Genomic DNA, 17,350 nt, shown 5'->3' with positions numbered 1-17,350 from the left:
TACTCAATCAGCATGAACTACTTAGGGTAGGTATATGAGACGCGCGAAAATTGTGGCAACTTTCGGCCCGGCTATCTCCAGCTTCGACAACACCCTCGCGGTGCTGGAGGCCGGCGTCGACGTTGCTCGCATGAACATGAGCCACGGCGACTACTCCGTGCATGACATCACCTACGAAAACGTCCGCAAGGCTGCGGCGCAGCTGGGCAAGCCTGTTGCGATCATGGCCGACCTCCAGGGACCCAAGATCCGTCTTGGCCGTTTTGTTGACGGACCCCACGAGCTGGCCGTCGGCGACACCTTCACCATCACCACCGAAGACGTCCCCGGCACCAAGGACATCTGCTCCACCACGCTCAAAAGCCTCACCGAGGACGTCAACGTGGGCGACGCCCTGCTGATCGACGACGGAAAGGTGGCGCTGCGCGCCATCGAGGTTGACGACGTCAAGGTAGTCACCACCGTGACAGTTGGCGGCAAGGTGTCCAACAACAAGGGCATCAACCTCCCCGGGGTTGCAGTCAACGTCCCCGCCCTGAGCGAAAAGGACGAGGACGACCTCCGTTGGGCTCTCAAGCGCGGCGCCGACCTCATTGCACTCTCGTTCGTTCGCGATGCCTCAGACATCACGCGCGTCCACGAGATCATGGATGAAGAGGGCCGCCGTGTGCCAGTGATCGCCAAGATCGAAAAGCCGCAGGCCGTGGAGCAGCTCCACGAAATCATCGACGCCTTCGACGCCATCATGGTTGCCCGTGGCGACCTCGGCGTCGAGCTGCCGCTCGAAGAGGTGCCGATCGTCCAGAAGCGCGCCATTGAACTGGCACGTCGCTGGGCCAAGCCGGTCATCGTGGCCACGCAGGTCCTGGAATCCATGATCGACAACCCGCGTCCGACGCGTGCCGAGGCTTCCGACTGCGCCAACGCAGTGCTCGACGGCGCCGACGCAGTCATGCTCTCCGGCGAAACCTCCGTGGGCCAGTACCCCATCGAAACCGTCAAGGTCATGGCCCGGATCATCGAATCCACCGAAGTGCACGGCCTTGAGCGCGTACCCCCGCTGGGCACCAAGCCCAAGACCCGCGGTGGCGCCATCACCCGTGCCGCCGTTGAAATCGCGGATCAGCTGGATGCCAAGTACATCTGTACGTTCACGCAGTCCGGTGACTCGGCACGACGCCTCTCGCGCCTGCGCCCCGTCAAGCCGGTGTTCGCGTTCACGCCTGTGGAGCACGTCTGGAACCAGCTCGCCCTCACCTGGGGCATCCAGCCGGTATTGGTCCCCACCGTGGGCCACACCGACGAGATGACCGCACAGGTGGACCGCAGCCTCCTGGACATGAAGCTCGTGGACGAAGGGGACTTGGTTGTCATCGCTGCCGGTTCCCCTCCCGGACAGGCAGGTTCCACGAACTCGCTGAAGGTCCACAAGGTAGGCGACCTCGCCGATACGTCCACTGTGGACGCCTCGCGCAAGGAGCCTGTTGGCCCGTGGCCTGAAAAGAAGTCCAAAGCCAAGGCATAGTTCTTCGGTTTCTTGAATGCAGGCCCCGCCTTTTTGGTGGGGCCTGCATTTTGCTGTGTCTTTGTTTTGTTGGTAAGTACGACGGCGGCCGCCCACCTCGCAGGAGGTGAGCGGCCGCCGTCGTGCGTTTACTGCTGGAGGCGCTAGTTGACCTGGTTGATGATGGTTTCGGCAACCTCACGCATGCTGAGGCGACGGTCCATGGAGGTCTTCTGGATCCAGCGGAAAGCTTCCGGCTCCGTCAGGCCCATCTTGGTGGTCAGGAGGCTCTTGGCGCGCTCTACAAGCTTGCGCGTGGCGAACTGCTCCTGGAGGTCGGAAACCTCGTTCTCAAGCGCCTTGATCTCCTCGTGGCGGGAGAGAGCAATCTCAATGGCCGGGATCAGGTCCGCGGGGGAGAACGGCTTGACGACGTAAGCCATGGCACCGGCGTCGCGTGCCCGCTCCACCAATTCCTTCTGGCTGAAAGCAGTCAGCAGGACAACAGGCGCGATACGGGCCTTGACGATCTTCTCAGCCGCCGAGATGCCGTCCATGACGGGCATCTTGACATCCATGAGGACAAGGTCAGGCCTCAGTTCCTCGGCCAGCTGCACGGCCTTCTCGCCGTTGTCTGCCTCGCCGACGACGTCGTACCCTTCGCCCTTCAGGATCTCGATAATGTCCAAGCGGATGAGGGTCTCATCCTCGGCTACGACAACGCGTCGGGCCGGCTGGGCTGTGGACGTGGACTCCGTCTGTTCGGTCACGGGATCTCCTTGAAAAGGTTCGGCGGGTTCATGTCCATCTTAGTGTGGACTCTTTGATGGCTGGTTTGTGTTGCATCAGCGCGCCCGGTTCTTTGAATCAGCCTATCTGCATGTAGAGTAGTTTCGCGTGCTGGGAAAGGATCGCGTTGCTCACAGAAATGAGAGCAGTCAGCGAGAATTAACTTCCCGGTAATCCGCGCCCGAGTGGCGGAATTGGCAGACGCGCTGCACTCAAAATGCAGTATCGAAAGGTGTGTGGGTTCGAGTCCCACCTCGGGCACAGTAATGTCGCAGGTCAGGGGCCTATATGGCCCCTGACTGTTGACAAAAGCCCCAAATCTGTTGACACGGAACTAACATTTTTATGTGGCTAGTATCCGGAAACGCGTCAAAAAGGACGGCTCTTCGTCCTTCATGGTGGTCTGGCGCGACCCCAAGATCCGGAAGCAGCAGGGCATCACTGTCGACTCCGCGCATGAGGCTGAAACGCTCAAGCGGTTGCTCGATGCGAACGGTCAATCCTTTGAAATCGCCCAGCAGGCACTTCTGGACCACCGGGCGAACATACCCACGGTTGGCGAAGTAATTCAGGAGCACATCGACCTCCTGATCCGGCCATCGAGCGGGACCGTCAAGACGTATCAGACGATGCTTGATCTCCATGTGAAAAAGGTCATTGGCCACGTCCCCGTCGACAAGCTCGACTATCGGATGATCGCCTACTGGGTGAAGTCGATGATGGCCAAAGGGCGCTCACCGAAGACGATCAAGAACGTGCACGGGCTGATCTCTGCGTCGATGAATACCGCAGAGATGCTGGGGTACATCACGCGCAATCCCTGCCGCGGCGTGCAGTTGCCGAGCATCGAGAAGGCCGAGGACGAAATGATGTTCCTCACCCATGCGGAGTTCGGATTGATCATGGACGGGATGGGGGAGCGGTACAGGGACTTCACCAACTTCCTGGTCATGACCGGGACGCGTTTCGGGGAGGCGACGGCGCTGACCGTCGCGGACATCGACTTGCTGGGCAAGCCAGCCACCGCCCGGATCAACAAGGCGTGGAAGCGGGACGGGCAGAACCAGTTCTACATCGGCCCGACGAAGACCGGCGCTGGCAAGCGGACCATCGGGTTGAACCCTGCCCTTGTGGACCTTTTGATTCCATTGGTGGCTGGGCGGCCGAGCAGCGATCTGCTGTTCACGACCCCGAAGGGGGAGAGGATCGTGCACAAGCTGTACTGGCATCATTATTGGGTGCCGGCGGTGAAGGCGGCCCAGGAGTTCGGGCTGCGGAAGAACCCGCGCATTCACGATCTACGACATACTCACGCATCATGGTTGATTCAGGATGGTGTCCCCATCTTTACGATCTCTCGTCGGTTGGGGCATGCGTCGACCAGGACGACAGAGGGCGTTTATGGGCACCTGATGCCGGAGGCTCTGCAGGCAGGGGCGGATGCGACGGAACGTTCGGTGTCCGCGTTCATGCGGTGACGCTTGTTGCTCCTGGCTGTCCCTAGGAAGCCATCCGGCTACGGGCTCGGTTCCCGATTAGCCGTGTGCTTGTTGGGGCGGCAACCTGTGCCGCGGTTGACGGATGGGAAGCTGGCAGGATTTCACTGAGCCTTGCTATCTCTGCAATGTGCTCAGAAGTAAAAACGATCTTTCCCTTGCCCCAACACGAATGCGGGAACCGGCCCGCTGCCGCGCCGTCACGCAGCCATCCTTCACTGCAGCGCATGAGCGCTGCGGCCTCGGCAGGTTCAAAGAATTCCAAGTTCACGTCTGTCCCTCATGTTCGTTCGTCCTCGCAGTTCATGCGGATCCCGGGGCAAAAGGACATGACGGACTTCGAGTTTTCGGTAGAACTTTCCCATCATAGGAGCCACAGTTCATGACAAATCTGTCTGATTCGCATCAGTACCGAGTGGAAAACGCTCAGTATCCGCGGCGCAAAACCGATCAGCGTGAGAATGCGTCCGAAGCGTCGTTACCGCCGACGTCGAACCAAAACTCGAAGCCACTCGCCCGGCCGCTGCCAAAGACGAACTCTTTTCTCGACTTCTTCAGTTTCACTGACATGAGAACCGTACTGGTCGTCCTCACTGTTCTTCTTGCGGCAGCTGGTCCAAGGCCTTCTTAGCGATTTCGCCGGCTGCCCATCCTGCCGGTAAGCCGCCACCGAAATCTAAACCGAAGGCGTCAATCACAGCCTTAAGCTCCGGGCTGTCAGTCCCTATAATCAGCAACCCAGCGCCGACGTAAAGGGCCACAACTATGCGGACAAACCATACGATGAGGGCGCGATCGGTTTTGGTGAGCACGTAAAGCGCGGGGCTCTCATCGATATCCCCTGCAAGCTCCGGGTGGCTCTCGAAGAAATCATCGATCTCCTCGAGATCTTCCTCGGCCAGCTGTTCGCGAAGTTTGGAGGCGCTGGCGAGGATGTCCTGAAACTGCGACGCATCAATAGTGCTGGCGAACGAAGAGGCCATCGCCGCCATTGATTTCTGGAAGCGCTCCTCGTGCTGCATCATCCTGATTGCACCCAAGGACGGGTCGATCATCTTGAAGATGGCCGTTTGGTTGTCGTTGATCTGCTTGGCGATGCGTTCTGCGCCGGTGGCCTGGCTGAGCATCTTCTGCATGGCCTCTCGGTGCTGGTCCACAAACTTTGGAGCCATTGCCGCCGTGATCTTCCGGGTGAGTTCGGCCATCTTGTCCGCCGTGGAGTCCGTCAGCACTGACGGAACTAGCTTGCTGAAGTCAGGAATCAGTTTGTCGTAGTTTGGGAAGAGTGCCGTATTGAGCGATGACTGCTGCATCTTGAGCCAGGTATCAGTCACACCGCGTCCCGCACTGATGTTTATGACGTCTACTTTTCCCTTGGCTTCACTCGAACTCATGTTCTAATGCTAGCGTCCATCCTTGGCATTTTGTGGAAGGCTGTGGAGAAGCCCAAGCCTCGACGCCGGCATCTGCTGGTAAAAGTTGAAGACCAACTATCTCGCAACGTGCTGTCTGCAGTTAGAGCACCCTTTCCACTCGTAGTAGAGAGCTTCATTCTTCGACCGCTTTACCGCTGCATATTCGACTACACGAAGACATCCAGCAACCACATTCGAAGAGTCAGCCACGATTTGTTAACGAAATCGACGTGGGGCCCACCTCTGCCCGTGACCGACGAGCGATCTCACAGCTCGCAAAACGACCCCCGTACAATTTCCCACTATTACGCGAGCGAAAGAGTCTCCACTACGGCCTTGGACAGTTTGGCAGAGCGTAGGACCTTCGGGTCTGCACTCTTAGGCCTTGAAGGCCCTGCTAGAAAAGCCGCGACGCAACTTGAACCCAATCTGCGGTTGAGAAGACCGATGGCCGGCAGCCTGGACGTGTTCAAAACAAGAGCCAGGGCCCTGTGCAATACGCTGTGCGCACGACTTGAGTCGGCGATCCAAAGAATAGCGCCAAACTGGCTTCCGCACCGTTGTCGTGGAAACCGAGGTTGCGATGGGTCGAGTCGACAGAACGTAAACGTGCCCGACTTCGATCTGCTTGGGTTACCGTCAAGGAATGATCGAGAAATCGTATGTCCCGCGCGTGACGATTCACAATGTCGAGACAGGCGTGGGTACACCAGTGGAAGCCCATATGGTGCGCGGCTTGGACGAATTCAGTGAAGCCTGGGAACCTCAGTTGGAGACGCCTTCACCGATGCTGTTTGAAGGGTGGCAGATGTCCGACGACGAACACCCTCCAGGGGGCGGTCGCCCTGGATATCGGATCGTTTATAAAACGCTGCGGACAATCGTCGTACCTCAGGCGAGGCTAGAAATGCCCAACCTGCTAGTAACATTCACCAACGGTGAGGTCACCATCGGGCGGCCAATTTTTCATGGCACACTCGATTCGAGGCAATCGGGTCACTTCATCGTGCCTGAGTGGGGCTCAGTTACTCCTGATGATGGTGGGCGCGGGATGCAGTACGAATTCACTGTCAACACGGACGTACATATAGAGGCCGCACAGGATACATACCCGGCCTGCAATTATGTGGAGGTGCTCTACGTCCTAAACGACGGCGTTCCATCTACCTATGAAGCCTCAATGTCAGCAGGCCGAGCCGGAATCGCTCCCTTCACTGCCACGTTGGACTTGTCATATGGAGATCGACTGCTCGGCCCAATCCTGACGGAAGAAGTTGGCGAACTTTTCGATGATTGGCACTGGAACCGACGACTTGGCGGCCGCACCGTTGCACTCGAGTCTCAGGCCAAAATGAGGACGATCTCGGGGCACCAGCTGGTGGACGCCCTACGATCAGTAGTTGATCGTCAGCTAGGGCTAACAGAGCAGAGCCGCGCATCTGCCAGGGTCGCGGCCCAATGGTACTGGGAAGCCGAGAGTCAGTCTGATCCTGGCCTCGGTTTCGCTTCGTATTGGCTTGTGTTAGAGGCCCTAGAGCTCGGAGAGAACGCTAATATCCGCCCCCTTCGCCTCGCCTTCTCGGCAATGCTCGGTTGCAACGAAGATGACGTCAAAGAGCCCTTGGGGCGGCTGTACGGAGAGCGCAGTGGGTTGCTGCACGGCAATATTCGAGCCGTCGACGCAAATGAAGTGGCGAAGGTCAGGGTACTCGCAGGCGCCTTGCTCCATAAGCATCTCCTAGGCGACGTCTCTGATGATCGAGTGAAGGAAGTGCGTCACGTTCTCCTGCCATAGCAGTCACGGGAACGTTCGGTCAACATCAGCAGTCATTCAAGCCCTTTCAAGTCCAAGACGCTCTGGACATGTCCAGAGGACGGGGGTTCAATGAAGTGGAGGGTTCGCACGCTTCAAGCACCATTCGCCTTTGAGCTACCAACGAACCGAGGGAACGCATCACTGGGGATGCTCATGGACAACCACACATACCCCTTAGGACAGTCGCCGGCGGACCGCGCCGAGAGTGCCTTCGTTTCGTTAGCGCTGCCGACTCACCTGAATCTGGAGCGTCTGGTCAAGGTGGTCGAGGATGTCCGGCATCGTCCCATACAAATCGAAGCTATCGGAGCTCTGAATGGTGGTTCCGTTTGCGGCTTGTGGCTGTCCACCGACGCTGTCGAGATTATCTTGCATGCAATCAGCCCATCTGGGCTTCACCGGCAGCAGTTCGTCCTTCACGAGCTGGGGCACATGGTTTTGAGGCACGACGAACTAGTCGTGCCGGCCGACTACATAGAAGTCCTGTTCCCGAATCTTCCCGCGGGGCTCGTCTCACGCGTCCTTGCCCGGAGCAGTTTCACTGATGACTTGGAAGCGGCCGCAGAATCGCTCGCGGATCTCTTCGCAGCAGCCATCAGGAACAGCGCCAGAGAGCCGAGATCGTTCGAGAGGGTTTTCGAATGATCCAGATTGTGGCCGCAGCACTGATTTGGTTACTCGTCGTTTGCCTCCTGCCTGGAATGCGGCGACGACGTGATCACAGCGTGCTGACGGCGGCCATCACGATTTCGGTAGCACTGACGCTGAACATCGAATCGGTCTACAAGGGCATCGATTCGCTCGCGGGCGGTCGTAATTTCGTTGACCTTTTGGCCAATGTCTCGATGGTCGTTGGGATCTACTTTCTCTCGAGAGCAATCATTCGGGCGGCTAATCCGGACGATACGGTCGTGAAACGAGACAACGCGGGCATAATTCTCTTGGCCGTCGTGATCGTGGGGCTTGCAGCCAGCTTCAGTGCCATCGTTACCCAGGGCAGTTCCACTCGTTTCATGGTGGATTACGGTGACCAGTGGTCTGCTGCCCTCTACTCATCCATTCAGTTCGTATACATCGGCTACGTGGTTAGCGTTACCGGCGTTACGTGTTTCCGCTTCCGCGGAGACATGTTGAGGCCCTACTTCCGCACGGCATTTACCTGCATCGGGGTTGGCTGCGTCTTTGCCGTTCTCCTTGTAATCCTGGTGCTGGTCATGGACATTCTGCACCTGCAAGGCCGCCTAGATGCCATGCGCTCAGTCTCGCCTTTTTATGATGCGGCAGTCGTTGCTGCCATGACTTTCCTATGCATAGGTCTCGCCATCCCGCCCGTGGCGCGACGAGTTCTCCGCCATAGGGAATCCGTGACCGAGGACGAGTTGGTCGGCAGCCTTACGAAAATCTGGGAAAAGACAACAAAGAAACGGCAAGACGTTCGGCTCGTGCGAGACACCGAAATGAGCAGCCAACAGGACCGCGCCCAAAGGCTCCATAGAATGCTTGTTGAAGTACAGGACGCACTCTTAGTCGAGCCCGGGTTGGGCGGCTCCTTGGACATTCACGACCTCAATGTCATGAACGCTGCTGAGAACTACCTGGCTGGACCTTTCGTGCGCAAAGTCCCAGTTCGTCGACGGAGGGGGAGTGGGCGATATGACGGGTGATGCTAGTTCCTCCGAAACCCCTCAGACCAGATTGGCTCGAAAGCTCAACCTTTTGCTAGACCTCTACGAGGCCGGGGGATCGGAGGCATTGACCTACCCCGAGATTAATCGGCACATGAGTCAGCGTGGAACGCCACTTTCCCGCTCTCGATGGGCCTACATGCGCAGCGGGGATAGCTCGCTGGCGACCGATCCCATGCTGCTTCGTAACCTTGCAGAATTCTTTGGAGTGGACCGGGATTACCTCTTGGACGATGCCGGGGAGATACCAATGCTCGTAGATGCCCAGCTGGAACTTCTTCGTACCCTGCGTGAATCACGTGTGCGGAACTTCGCTGCTCGTCAGTTACAGGGGATTTCTCCGGAAACCTTGGTGAGGCTCCGCCAAGTGATCGACGAGCGCAAGAGGGCCCAGGAGGTGGAAGATGCCGAGAGCAACTAGTCGTAGGGCTATAAGCGTTGGAGTTCTCGCTGCATCCGGGGCTTTGCTTGCAGGCGTCGCTGGTGCAGCCTTCTTCGCTCGTCAAGTTGTGGTGCCAAAAAACAGCCGTCGTGAGGATTTGGACGTTCGGGCCGTGCGCACTGACGGAGACGGATCTCTGAAAATCGAACTTCCCGCTACGGAAGAAACGAGAGCGCCGGGACGATATAGCTTTTGGTACGAGCAGGGGATTGGCCACGCATGCCTAGGACCGGTCGTCGAGTCTCACCCCGGCCGAAGGACAGTAACCCGGACGGTTGAGCGAGTGGACTCTGGCAACCTCAAACAAGCCGCGGCAGGTATCTGGAGTGGGTACGTTTACTCGAAACCGGAGCAACTCGGCCTGCCGTACCAAGACGTTGTGATTCCGGTTGAGAATGGCGTCGCCCCGGCTTGGAAATTCGATCCTCCAGCCGGCGTCAACCCATCCGGCGAATGGGCAGTCCACATCCATGGCATGGGCGGTAAAAGAGCCGGCACCCTTCGCGGCATACCGGCCGCAAGGCGTCTGGGACTGACGTCGCTGGTTGTCTCGTTCCGTAACGACGGCGATGCACCGCCGTCGTACGATGGCCGCTACAACCTCGGCCAAGGCGAGTGGCGCGACGTCGATGCCGGCATCAACTACGCCATTTCCAATGGCGCTGAACGCATTGTCCTTTTTGGGTGGTCACTGGGAGCTTCCATCGCCCTTCAAGCAGCGGCTCTGTCGCCGAATTCCTCGCGAGTAGCCGGAATGGTTCTCGACGCGCCAGTCTTCGACTGGCGAACGACCCTGGCAGCGAACGCCAAGGCGGCCGGACTTCCTCGGCCACTTGTGCGCCTGGGCTTCACCATTCTTCGATCCAGGGCCCTCCGGTGGGTAACTGGCCTTGCTGAACCGATATGTCTCGATTCCCTGGATTGGCTGGCGCGAGCACCTGAATTGAACAAGCCGGTCCTCATACTCCATGGACAGAAGGACGCCACAACGCCCTTCGAAGCATCCAAGAAAGCTGCCAGTCTGAGGCCGGACCTAGTCAGGTTGGTGCAGTTTGAAGCTGAGGGCCACTCTCTGGAGTGGAATGTCGACCCCGAAAAGTGGGAGCGATCGGTCGAGGAGTGGTTCTACGGTCTCCCGCGGGCCGGCGCTAGTCCTGAACAAGCGGCGGCGCAGTCGTAGGAGTTATTTGCACTGAGTACTGGTTCGCTAGGTCGACGAGCTGGCACTCGACGAGTGAGGCGTGAGCGGAGTAACGCTCGTCGGCCAAAGCCTGAACGTAACCAGCCGACTCAAGGACGAGCAGATGACGCCGGACCGTTGCTCGAGAAGCTCGAAGTCCCGACGCCAAAATGCCGGGGGATGATGGCCCGCTTCTGATGAGAAAGCGAAGGATCTGGCTCCGTGTTCGGTTCATCAAGATGGATGTCGACATTCAAACCACGGCTCATGATTGTGGAGGCTGATGCTGTAGACGGGTCTACAGCATCAGGATACGCCTCATGTAGGCAGCGGACTAGATTCAAGGTGGGGTTGATTGTTTAGTCACTGCGCTCGCGGAATACTGATGGCAACGCAGCAGTATTTCTATTGAAACGAGGCAGTGGAGCATGCCGGCAAAAGACGCTAGCCGCAACGGCGAGTTGTCACCACAGGCGACCCTTGCCCGCCGGCTAAACCTGCTGCTCGACGTCGTTGTAGCCGAGAGGGGTTCGACCGTCACTTTCAGGGAGATTGAGGCCGGACTCCGGTCTCGAGGAATCAAGATCTCTCGAGCAAGATGGTTCTACATGAAGGATGGAACAGGCCGCCTGGTCAGCGATCCGCAGCTGCTTGCCGCTATCTGCGAGATGTTCGACGTCGATCCCTCCTATTTGCTGAACGGCGTCGAAGGCGAGGTTCCCGAACGTATCGACTCGCAGTTGGAGTTTGTGAAGTCTCTAAGGGCAGCCCGGGTGAAGTCATTCGCTGCTAGGACGCTCGGGGACGTCTCGCCGGAGACACTTCGCGCAATCTCCGAGTATCTGAACAAAGACATCGACTTGCACCCGAACGGGGAGCGTGCCGCGGCTACTCCTCCAAAACATACCGGAGATGGGCGTCCAGCAACTCCTTGATGCGGGCAGGATTGGCCGAGTAGCGGGGAGAGCGGCCGTGACGCCGCCCAGCCTCCACATCGACCTCAATGGCGCCGACCTGTTCTAGTGCGATGAGGTGTTTGGCTACGCTGGGCTCGCTGGCGCTGACGGCTGCGACGATGTCCCCTCTGGACGCAGGACCACTTGCCGTCAGGAACCTCAGAATTTCATTCCGTGAGCGGTTCCCGAACGTCGCCACGGCGTCTTCAACGTCAGGCGACCAGGCGTCGTCGTGAGGGTGCGTGATCCGTGGCATGGCTCCATTCTTGCTGAACAACATGCAAAAAGTAAGAACTTGGGTCTTGACGATACTTTAATTACCTTTGACAATAGTTTTGAGAAGATTGTGTTGTGGTCGGTGTCGTTACTGCCACGTCGAGTCGCCACATCTGGTGACCCTGGAGATATTCGAATCCGTTAGTCGAAGCGGTGAGAGCCATGAGCCTGGAACACCTGGCGGGCAACGCTGAAATAGAAAACTCAAACTCATCCGCGGTGGACGTTTCGCTGCTGAGTCCGGTGACACCGGCCCTGCGAGTCTCCGTCGACCAAATGATGGGAGCGGTCGAAGGCGTGCGTCGCTACGTCATCTCACACCTGGCTCGGATCGGCCGCTCGTGCGATGTGGACGATGTCATGCAAGACATTAGGACGGCTGTCTGGGACGGGGTGGCACGCGGAAACTACCGGCAGATCCCAGGAGTTCCGTTCGAAGCCTGGGTGCAAGGTGTCACCGGGAATGTCTGCGCCGCGCACGTCCGCAGGGAACTCGGCCACAAGACGTTGCCGCTGCTTTTAGATCCGGGCAACGGTGAGAGCTCGGACAATCTCCAGCAGCTAACGGTGCTGGTCGTGTCCCGTGGTTATCGCGATGCTGAGGAGATCATCGATCAAGAGTGGGCGCACATGGTTCTTGGGCTGACTCGGGCCGCTGTGTCAGCTCCGGTATGGCGCCTCGCAGTGGGCAGCCTTACCGAGCCGCGACGATACGCCCCTCCGTCACCGCAAGACCGTCGCCGTTGGAATGCAGTCACCGCGGTTCGGCAGACTGCAAAGACAATAACTCAAGCGTTGGAAGTAGATCCTGAGGCTGTGCATGACATGCCCGGTCTGTGTCGGCACGCCGTTGGTTGTCTGCCGAGTCCGCTGCTGAGGGGAGTGGCCGAAGCAATCGTGCTCCCGGAACATCACGGCGCCGAAAGGCAGGTTGCCATAGCCGCGGTTGCCGAGGAGTTCAAAGTCACTGATCGATATGTGGCCGTGCAAATCGGCACGGCCCGTCGCCTGTATCAAACGGCATGGAGAGTCATTCGCAGTTCCATGACTTCCGCTGTTTGAGTCATGTTGCTCATTAGCGAGCTGAGCCATGAACAGGCTAGGAGGCAAACATGGTGGAATCCGTTTGGCATGGGCGAACAACTCGTCGGTGGGTGTTTGGCCTAGCACTGGCAGCCATCCTAGGCGCCTTCATTCTCGTTCTGGTCGCACCGCGGGAGTCCCCGTCTACGAAAGGGACAGGTGGCCCATCGGCAGAATCTTCGACGCCGCGGGCATTGCCGAGCATTTCCCCGACTACTACGGCGAAACCAACGAGGTCAGCTCCACTCTCTAAGGTGCCTGCGTCCGGTCCGCCGGTCACGGCCGATTTTCGGGCGCTGGCTTCCGCGGCCGCCGTGTCAATTTATAGCTGGGACACCCGAAGTTCGTCCTATTCGGATGTTTACGCTCGAATTCGGGGTTGGTGGTTCGTCCTTCCTGACGGATCGAATCCATTGGCCGTCCTGGTTCAGGAGTTTGAGGCGACGGGCATAAACGCAGGGTCGTTCGCTTCGCTTGCGGGCCAAGGTGCCTACAGGGTGGCATCGTTCGAATCCATGGCATGCGACAACGAACTCGTAAAAGTTCGCGAACGCCCGGCTCCCTGGGCGGGGCTTCACGTCTGCACGGTTCAGCTCAAGGTCGTTGACCAGACAGTCAGTAGCAGCAATTCATACACAGCCCCGGTCAGTGTGATGGCTAATTGCCCGCCGGCAGCGACCGCCCCGCCTGATCGATGCCAAATGGTCGGCTTCTATGCCTCGACTAGCCGGATCGTCTACTGATGCCGCATCCGGCTTTGGCGATGGCCCTAGTCAGGCGCCGGGCGCTCGTACGGGCTGCAACCGCCGTCGTTCTCGTCATCGTGCTTTCCCTGGGTGTTGTCGTCAGTGCCGTCGCTTTAGCCTTGGCGGGCGACAAGCCGGAATCGCCTGTTGGGTGTGTGTCGAGCAGCGGAGCTGTCACACAAAGCGTCCTCGAGAACAGTGGAAGTCGGCCGAATGGTCACGCCGTTGGACTCTCGGCAGGGCAGATTGCCGTGGCGCAGGGGTACATTTCCGTCGGGAAGCAACTTGGCGTTCCTCGGGAGGCGGTGGTGATCGCCATAATGATGTCTCTCCAAGAGTCGACCCTCCGGATTCTCGCCAACGCGAATGTCCCCGCGTCATTTCAGTTTCCTCATGATGGGCTTGGGAGCGACCACGACTCAGTAGGTTCGGCGCAGCAGCGGCCAGCGGCAGGGTGGGGAACCGTTGCAGAGCTGATGGACATTTCTTACAACGCACGGGCATTCTATGGAGGGCCGTCTGGACCGAATCAGGGTAGTCCTCGAGGTTTGCTGGATGTGCCAGGCTGGTCTGCCATGAGCAAAGGGCAAGCAGCCCAAGCAGTCCAAGTTTCAGCGTTTCCAGAGCTCTATGCTCGGTGGGAACCACAGGCGATAGCCATTGTTGACTTGCTCGAGGGCGTCACAACTGTCCCGAAGTGCAGTGCAGGGGAGAGCGGGCGGCCAGAGCCGATCGCTGTAGAGGGCTTGTCCCAAGTCAGGCAGGATATTTTGCGTTTCACGCAGGCGGGCTTGGGCGGTGCTTACGTCTGGGGTGGGACGGCGTACAAGGCGTGGGATTGCTCTGGATTCGTGCAGTGGATATATCGGCAGGTTGGAATCGAACTTCCGCGAGTGGAACAGTGGCGGGTCGGGCGAATGACGGATACCCCGCAGATCGGAGACCTTGTCGTTCAGAACCCACAAGGTCCCTACAACTGGGGCCACGTTGGGATCTACGCTGGCGACGGCATGATGTATAGCGCGCTCAACCCGTCCGCTGGGACGTTGCTACATCCGATCGACTGGAACCCCGGGACTGCCTACTTTGTCTTGTTGGGACATGAATAATCGTCTATTCGTAGCTCGAATCTTCTAGTAAGTAACCCTCACCTTTGACCCAAGCCAGCAACCTGGTTGGAAGCACCCGCAGTGTCGCTCTGGCTTGCGCCTGCCTTGCGGGTGAAAGCTCCTTTCCGACGCCAATGCGCCAATCTCGGTACGCTGCCACTTGGCTGATACGTCCTGGCCAGCTATCTGCCGCTGCTTCAAGCTGTCCTTTCTCAACATGTTCCTCGTGGAGCGCAAAGAGAATAACGACCAAGATCTCACGAAGCTTGACTATCGCCTCTTCGCTTCCCTCGGACCATCTCAGAAGAGGCGATAGAGTGAAATGCTCGTTACGGTCCCACAGCTCGATCAAATGATTGGGAATTTGGCGGCCCTGGGCAATGAGTTCATGGACAGCGTTGACAGCAGACAGTTGTGCTTCCGTAAGATTAGTTGAATTCATTGTCTTTATAGCCCACCAGACAAAACCATCCGCAGGGCCGAAGGCGCCGACTGTTCGAATGTATGACCACGGATCCTCCAATTTTTGGGCTGGGAGATCTGTGGTTAACCGCCAGTTGATTACACACTCGTCATCACTCATCTCAAGTTCAGCGCCGTGAGTGTCAAGAGCCTGTTGTACAGCTGAAGCCCAAGTATTTTCAAACCTGCGGCCCCCGGACAGTCGATAGCTTGCCCAGGATCCGATAAACAGCCCTCGGGCGGCGCCGCCGGGGGCAGTGAGCAAGAACTCATTCACAAAAAGATTGCGCGCGACGGTGTTGACCGATAGCAAAGCCAAGAATTCATCGCGGGGGATTTCACCCGAGGCCTCCCAGCGAGTCTGCAGAAGGGCGAATCCAGACGTTAGTGCGTACCGGGCGAGGACAGCGCCGTCCAATAGACGGAGTAGAAGTAGGCTTGGAGCAGGTGAAGGCCGCGGTTTGCATAATTCTTCGAAGACGTGGGTTGCACCTCTCTTCCTCACGGAGTGATAGCTCTGAATAAGTAATTCAGGCAAAACTGATGTAGCGTCTCTTTCGAATGCTTCACGGATTCGGTCTGCTATGTTGGACGGAGACGCATCATCAGACCTAGCAAAAGCTTCGCTTGCAAAGAATTCGAAAAAGGTTCGATGAACAAATGAGTATATACGTTGGCCTGTTGTGTTAGTTCCAGGGCTCCCTAGTAACCATGCCCGCGTCGCACAAAAGTTCAGAAACTGCTTAGACTGTTCGCGGGATTCATCCAAGGACATTCCAATTTCATCGACCATGTATACCGAGATGGCCTTGGCAATTTGTCTTTCTTCGACACCGGCCTGCGCAGACGTGTTGGTGTAAAACCAGCGTGCTATCTCTCGCATTAGCTCATTCGCGAAGCTGGGCATGGAATGCGGAACATGAACTTGTCGATGCGCATCCCAGCGTTTGAATAGCAGTTGAGCGCATTCTTCATAGATCTCGCGCCGATTGGTTGGAATTTCGCCGCTACTTCTGTAGAGGGTGCATAAGAGTGAAAGGAGTAGCGGATTTATTCGAAGATCGGAAACAGTCTCGGACTCAAACAGGAAACTTTGGCTAAGTTCGGGTCGGCCAGCCGTAGCAAACCATCGGTTGGCGTACTCTGCAACCTGCGCGGGTGAGAATTCCTGCAGTTCAAGATGAACGAAGAGTCGGGGGTCGACGGGTGCCCGCTCGTATCCTACGGCGCGCGTGGTGATAAGTATGGACGTAGGCGGGTACTGGGCCGAAAAGGCCTGAATGCGTTGAACCATTTCGACACGTTGGGATCTGTCCATCACTTCATCTAGTCCGTCGAAGACTACGGCTAGCTGCCCTGTGAGCAACATTGCCTCGGTCAGTGAAGCCGTCAAAAAATCTGCGCCGAGCTGGGCCTTTAGCTTTTGAGTCCCATATTCGGTAAGAGTCAAGGTCCAACTTGCCCCAGCATACTCGCGACAACGAATGACTATCGTCGGAACACCAGGTCGTTCGGGTGTACTTGCCGCCAAGGTTTGAACAAAATGGCTTACAAACGTACTCTTTCCAGCACCAGGAGCTCCCTTTAATACGACTCGAAATGGATTTTCAGAAGTAACGAGACTATCTGAATTTACACGCTGCTCGGCATTTGATTGGATGAAGCTTCGATTGACGTACAAATCCTGAAATTGAGTATTCGCGACGTCAATATGATTGATGATTGGCCCGTATCCGGATGCCTTAATTAGCTGCGCAAGTTGCATGGAAGATGTTCCGGCGCTGGCCAGAAGATCCAGATCTCCGGCGAGTTCAGTCATGCGATTCAGGTATGTCGTTGCCAAGCCGGTGTCATTAACAGGATTGCCTAGAGGGGAACTCAGGAAGCGAGTATAGTTTTCGGCCTCGGCGAACAGTTCCGATTTAGGATCGATCGGTCGTACGAAGGTTTCATAAATGTCGATTAGGCGCAGCCATATCGCATCTACAGAGTCCTTCCACTTCTCGCTTGACGTTTCGAGCCACCGGTCGGCTTCGGTGCGGAAGGACACCTTCATCGTTTCCTTGATGTCATTGTGCCCCTCCGACGTCGGCGTGAGAATGCTCAGTGCCATGAAGCGGAGGACCGGTTGAAGCCTTGGTGAAGTTAGGAAAGCGTGAACGTCGGCAACTTGCGACGCCGTCAGAGCTTCGTTTTCAAGCCCGAGGTTAAGCCACTTCGGATCATACCGGCCATATTGTCGGAGTTTTCGGGCGGCAAAGCGGCCACCTTCCAAGACACTCTTCGCGCCGGCGATGAGGGCGCCGCCAGTCTTGGCCGCCGTTCCAGCAGCCGCGCTAATAGAGAATGGATCCATGCTTGGACTCTAATGGACGCTGGCGTTCTGCAGGA

General features: G+C 57.6%; 15 protein-coding genes and 1 tRNA gene. 11 read left to right on the top strand and 5 right to left on the bottom strand.

Annotated elements, in window-relative coordinates; genetic code table 11:
* The first annotated feature begins 34 nt into the window (after positions 1 to 34).
* Entirely contained in the window at positions 35 to 1,525 is a 1,491-nt protein-coding gene (pyk, locus tag AB4Y77_RS11790; protein ID WP_231338917.1) for a pyruvate kinase, read from the top strand.
* A gap of 143 nt (positions 1,526 to 1,668) precedes the next feature.
* Here pyk and AB4Y77_RS11785 read toward each other — a convergent pair whose 3' ends face one another.
* Entirely contained in the window at positions 1,669 to 2,274 is a 606-nt protein-coding gene (locus AB4Y77_RS11785; protein WP_442014092.1) for an ANTAR domain-containing response regulator, read from the bottom strand.
* Positions 2,275 to 2,472: 198 nt separating this feature from the next.
* Between AB4Y77_RS11785 and AB4Y77_RS11780 the strand changes: the two genes are divergently transcribed.
* Positions 2,473 to 2,554, top strand: a tRNA-Leu gene (locus tag AB4Y77_RS11780).
* A gap of 86 nt (positions 2,555 to 2,640) precedes the next feature.
* On the top strand, positions 2,641 to 3,771 hold the full coding sequence (locus tag AB4Y77_RS11775; RefSeq protein ID WP_442014091.1) for a tyrosine-type recombinase/integrase: 1,131 nt from the start codon (positions 2,641 to 2,643) through the stop codon (positions 3,769 to 3,771).
* Between the two features lie 608 nt (positions 3,772 to 4,379).
* Here AB4Y77_RS11775 and AB4Y77_RS11770 read toward each other — a convergent pair.
* Positions 4,380 to 5,183 carry a hypothetical protein gene (locus AB4Y77_RS11770; RefSeq protein WP_442014090.1) on the bottom strand — a complete coding sequence of 268 codons (804 nt, stop codon included), beginning with the start codon at positions 5,181 to 5,183 and terminating at the stop codon, positions 4,380 to 4,382.
* Between the two features lie 667 nt (positions 5,184 to 5,850).
* Here AB4Y77_RS11770 and AB4Y77_RS11765 point away from each other — a divergent pair.
* From AB4Y77_RS11765 to AB4Y77_RS11745, 5 genes are all read left to right on the top strand, one after another.
* Positions 5,851 to 6,999, top strand: coding sequence for a hypothetical protein (locus tag AB4Y77_RS11765; RefSeq protein ID WP_442014089.1), 1,149 nt, complete (start codon positions 5,851 to 5,853; stop codon positions 6,997 to 6,999).
* A 174-nt stretch (positions 7,000 to 7,173) separates the two neighbouring features.
* The gene (locus AB4Y77_RS11760) at positions 7,174 to 7,665 is read left to right on the top strand and encodes a hypothetical protein (protein ID WP_442014088.1); all 492 of its coding nucleotides are present in this window, start codon (positions 7,174 to 7,176) and stop codon (positions 7,663 to 7,665) included.
* Complete coding sequence (locus AB4Y77_RS11755; protein WP_442014087.1) at positions 7,662 to 8,684, top strand: MAB_1171c family putative transporter; 1,023 nt, start codon at positions 7,662 to 7,664, stop codon at positions 8,682 to 8,684. The genes AB4Y77_RS11760 and AB4Y77_RS11755 overlap by 4 nt, the downstream gene beginning before the upstream one ends.
* Positions 8,685 to 8,844: 160 nt before the next feature.
* Complete coding sequence (locus AB4Y77_RS11750) at positions 8,845 to 9,126, top strand: hypothetical protein (RefSeq protein WP_442014086.1); 282 nt, start codon at positions 8,845 to 8,847, stop codon at positions 9,124 to 9,126.
* Between the two features lie 304 nt (positions 9,127 to 9,430).
* Positions 9,431 to 10,327 (top strand): alpha/beta hydrolase family protein, encoded by an 897-nt coding sequence (locus AB4Y77_RS11745; RefSeq protein ID WP_442014085.1) that lies wholly within the window; start codon positions 9,431 to 9,433, stop codon positions 10,325 to 10,327.
* On the opposite strand, the gene AB4Y77_RS11740 is transcribed toward AB4Y77_RS11745, so the two are convergent.
* The gene (locus AB4Y77_RS11740) at positions 10,296 to 10,562 is read right to left on the bottom strand and encodes an ArsR family transcriptional regulator (RefSeq protein ID WP_442014147.1); all 267 of its coding nucleotides are present in this window, start codon (positions 10,560 to 10,562) and stop codon (positions 10,296 to 10,298) included. The genes AB4Y77_RS11745 and AB4Y77_RS11740 overlap by 32 nt on opposite strands.
* A gap of 193 nt (positions 10,563 to 10,755) precedes the next feature.
* Between AB4Y77_RS11740 and AB4Y77_RS11735 the strand changes: the two genes are divergently transcribed.
* Entirely contained in the window at positions 10,756 to 11,262 is a 507-nt protein-coding gene (locus AB4Y77_RS11735; protein WP_442014084.1) for a hypothetical protein, read from the top strand.
* On the opposite strand, the gene AB4Y77_RS11730 is transcribed toward AB4Y77_RS11735, so the two are convergent.
* The gene (locus AB4Y77_RS11730) at positions 11,216 to 11,539 is read right to left on the bottom strand and encodes an ArsR/SmtB family transcription factor (protein WP_442014083.1); all 324 of its coding nucleotides are present in this window, start codon (positions 11,537 to 11,539) and stop codon (positions 11,216 to 11,218) included. The two genes, AB4Y77_RS11735 and AB4Y77_RS11730, sit on opposite strands and share 47 nt — an antisense overlap.
* Positions 11,540 to 11,721: 182 nt before the next feature.
* Between AB4Y77_RS11730 and AB4Y77_RS11725 the strand changes: the two genes are divergently transcribed.
* Together AB4Y77_RS11725 and AB4Y77_RS11720 are read left to right on the top strand one after the other, a co-directional pair.
* On the top strand, positions 11,722 to 12,621 hold the full coding sequence (locus AB4Y77_RS11725; RefSeq protein WP_442014082.1) for a hypothetical protein: 900 nt from the start codon (positions 11,722 to 11,724) through the stop codon (positions 12,619 to 12,621).
* 763 nt (positions 12,622 to 13,384) lie between these two features.
* Positions 13,385 to 14,497: a C40 family peptidase gene (locus tag AB4Y77_RS11720; RefSeq protein ID WP_442014081.1), complete on the top strand. Its 1,113-nt coding sequence runs from the start codon at positions 13,385 to 13,387 to the stop codon at positions 14,495 to 14,497.
* 4 nt (positions 14,498 to 14,501) lie between these two features.
* Here the strand turns inward: AB4Y77_RS11720 and AB4Y77_RS11715 are convergent, their stop codons facing one another.
* Complete coding sequence (locus AB4Y77_RS11715) at positions 14,502 to 17,315, bottom strand: NACHT domain-containing protein (protein ID WP_442014080.1); 2,814 nt, start codon at positions 17,313 to 17,315, stop codon at positions 14,502 to 14,504.
* Positions 17,316 to 17,350 lie beyond the last annotated feature (35 nt).

The organism is Paenarthrobacter sp. YAF11_1 (assembly GCF_052113445.1).
Taxonomy (GTDB): domain Bacteria; phylum Actinomycetota; class Actinomycetes; order Actinomycetales; family Micrococcaceae; genus Arthrobacter.
This window is presented reverse-complemented; position numbering and strand designations above follow the sequence as displayed.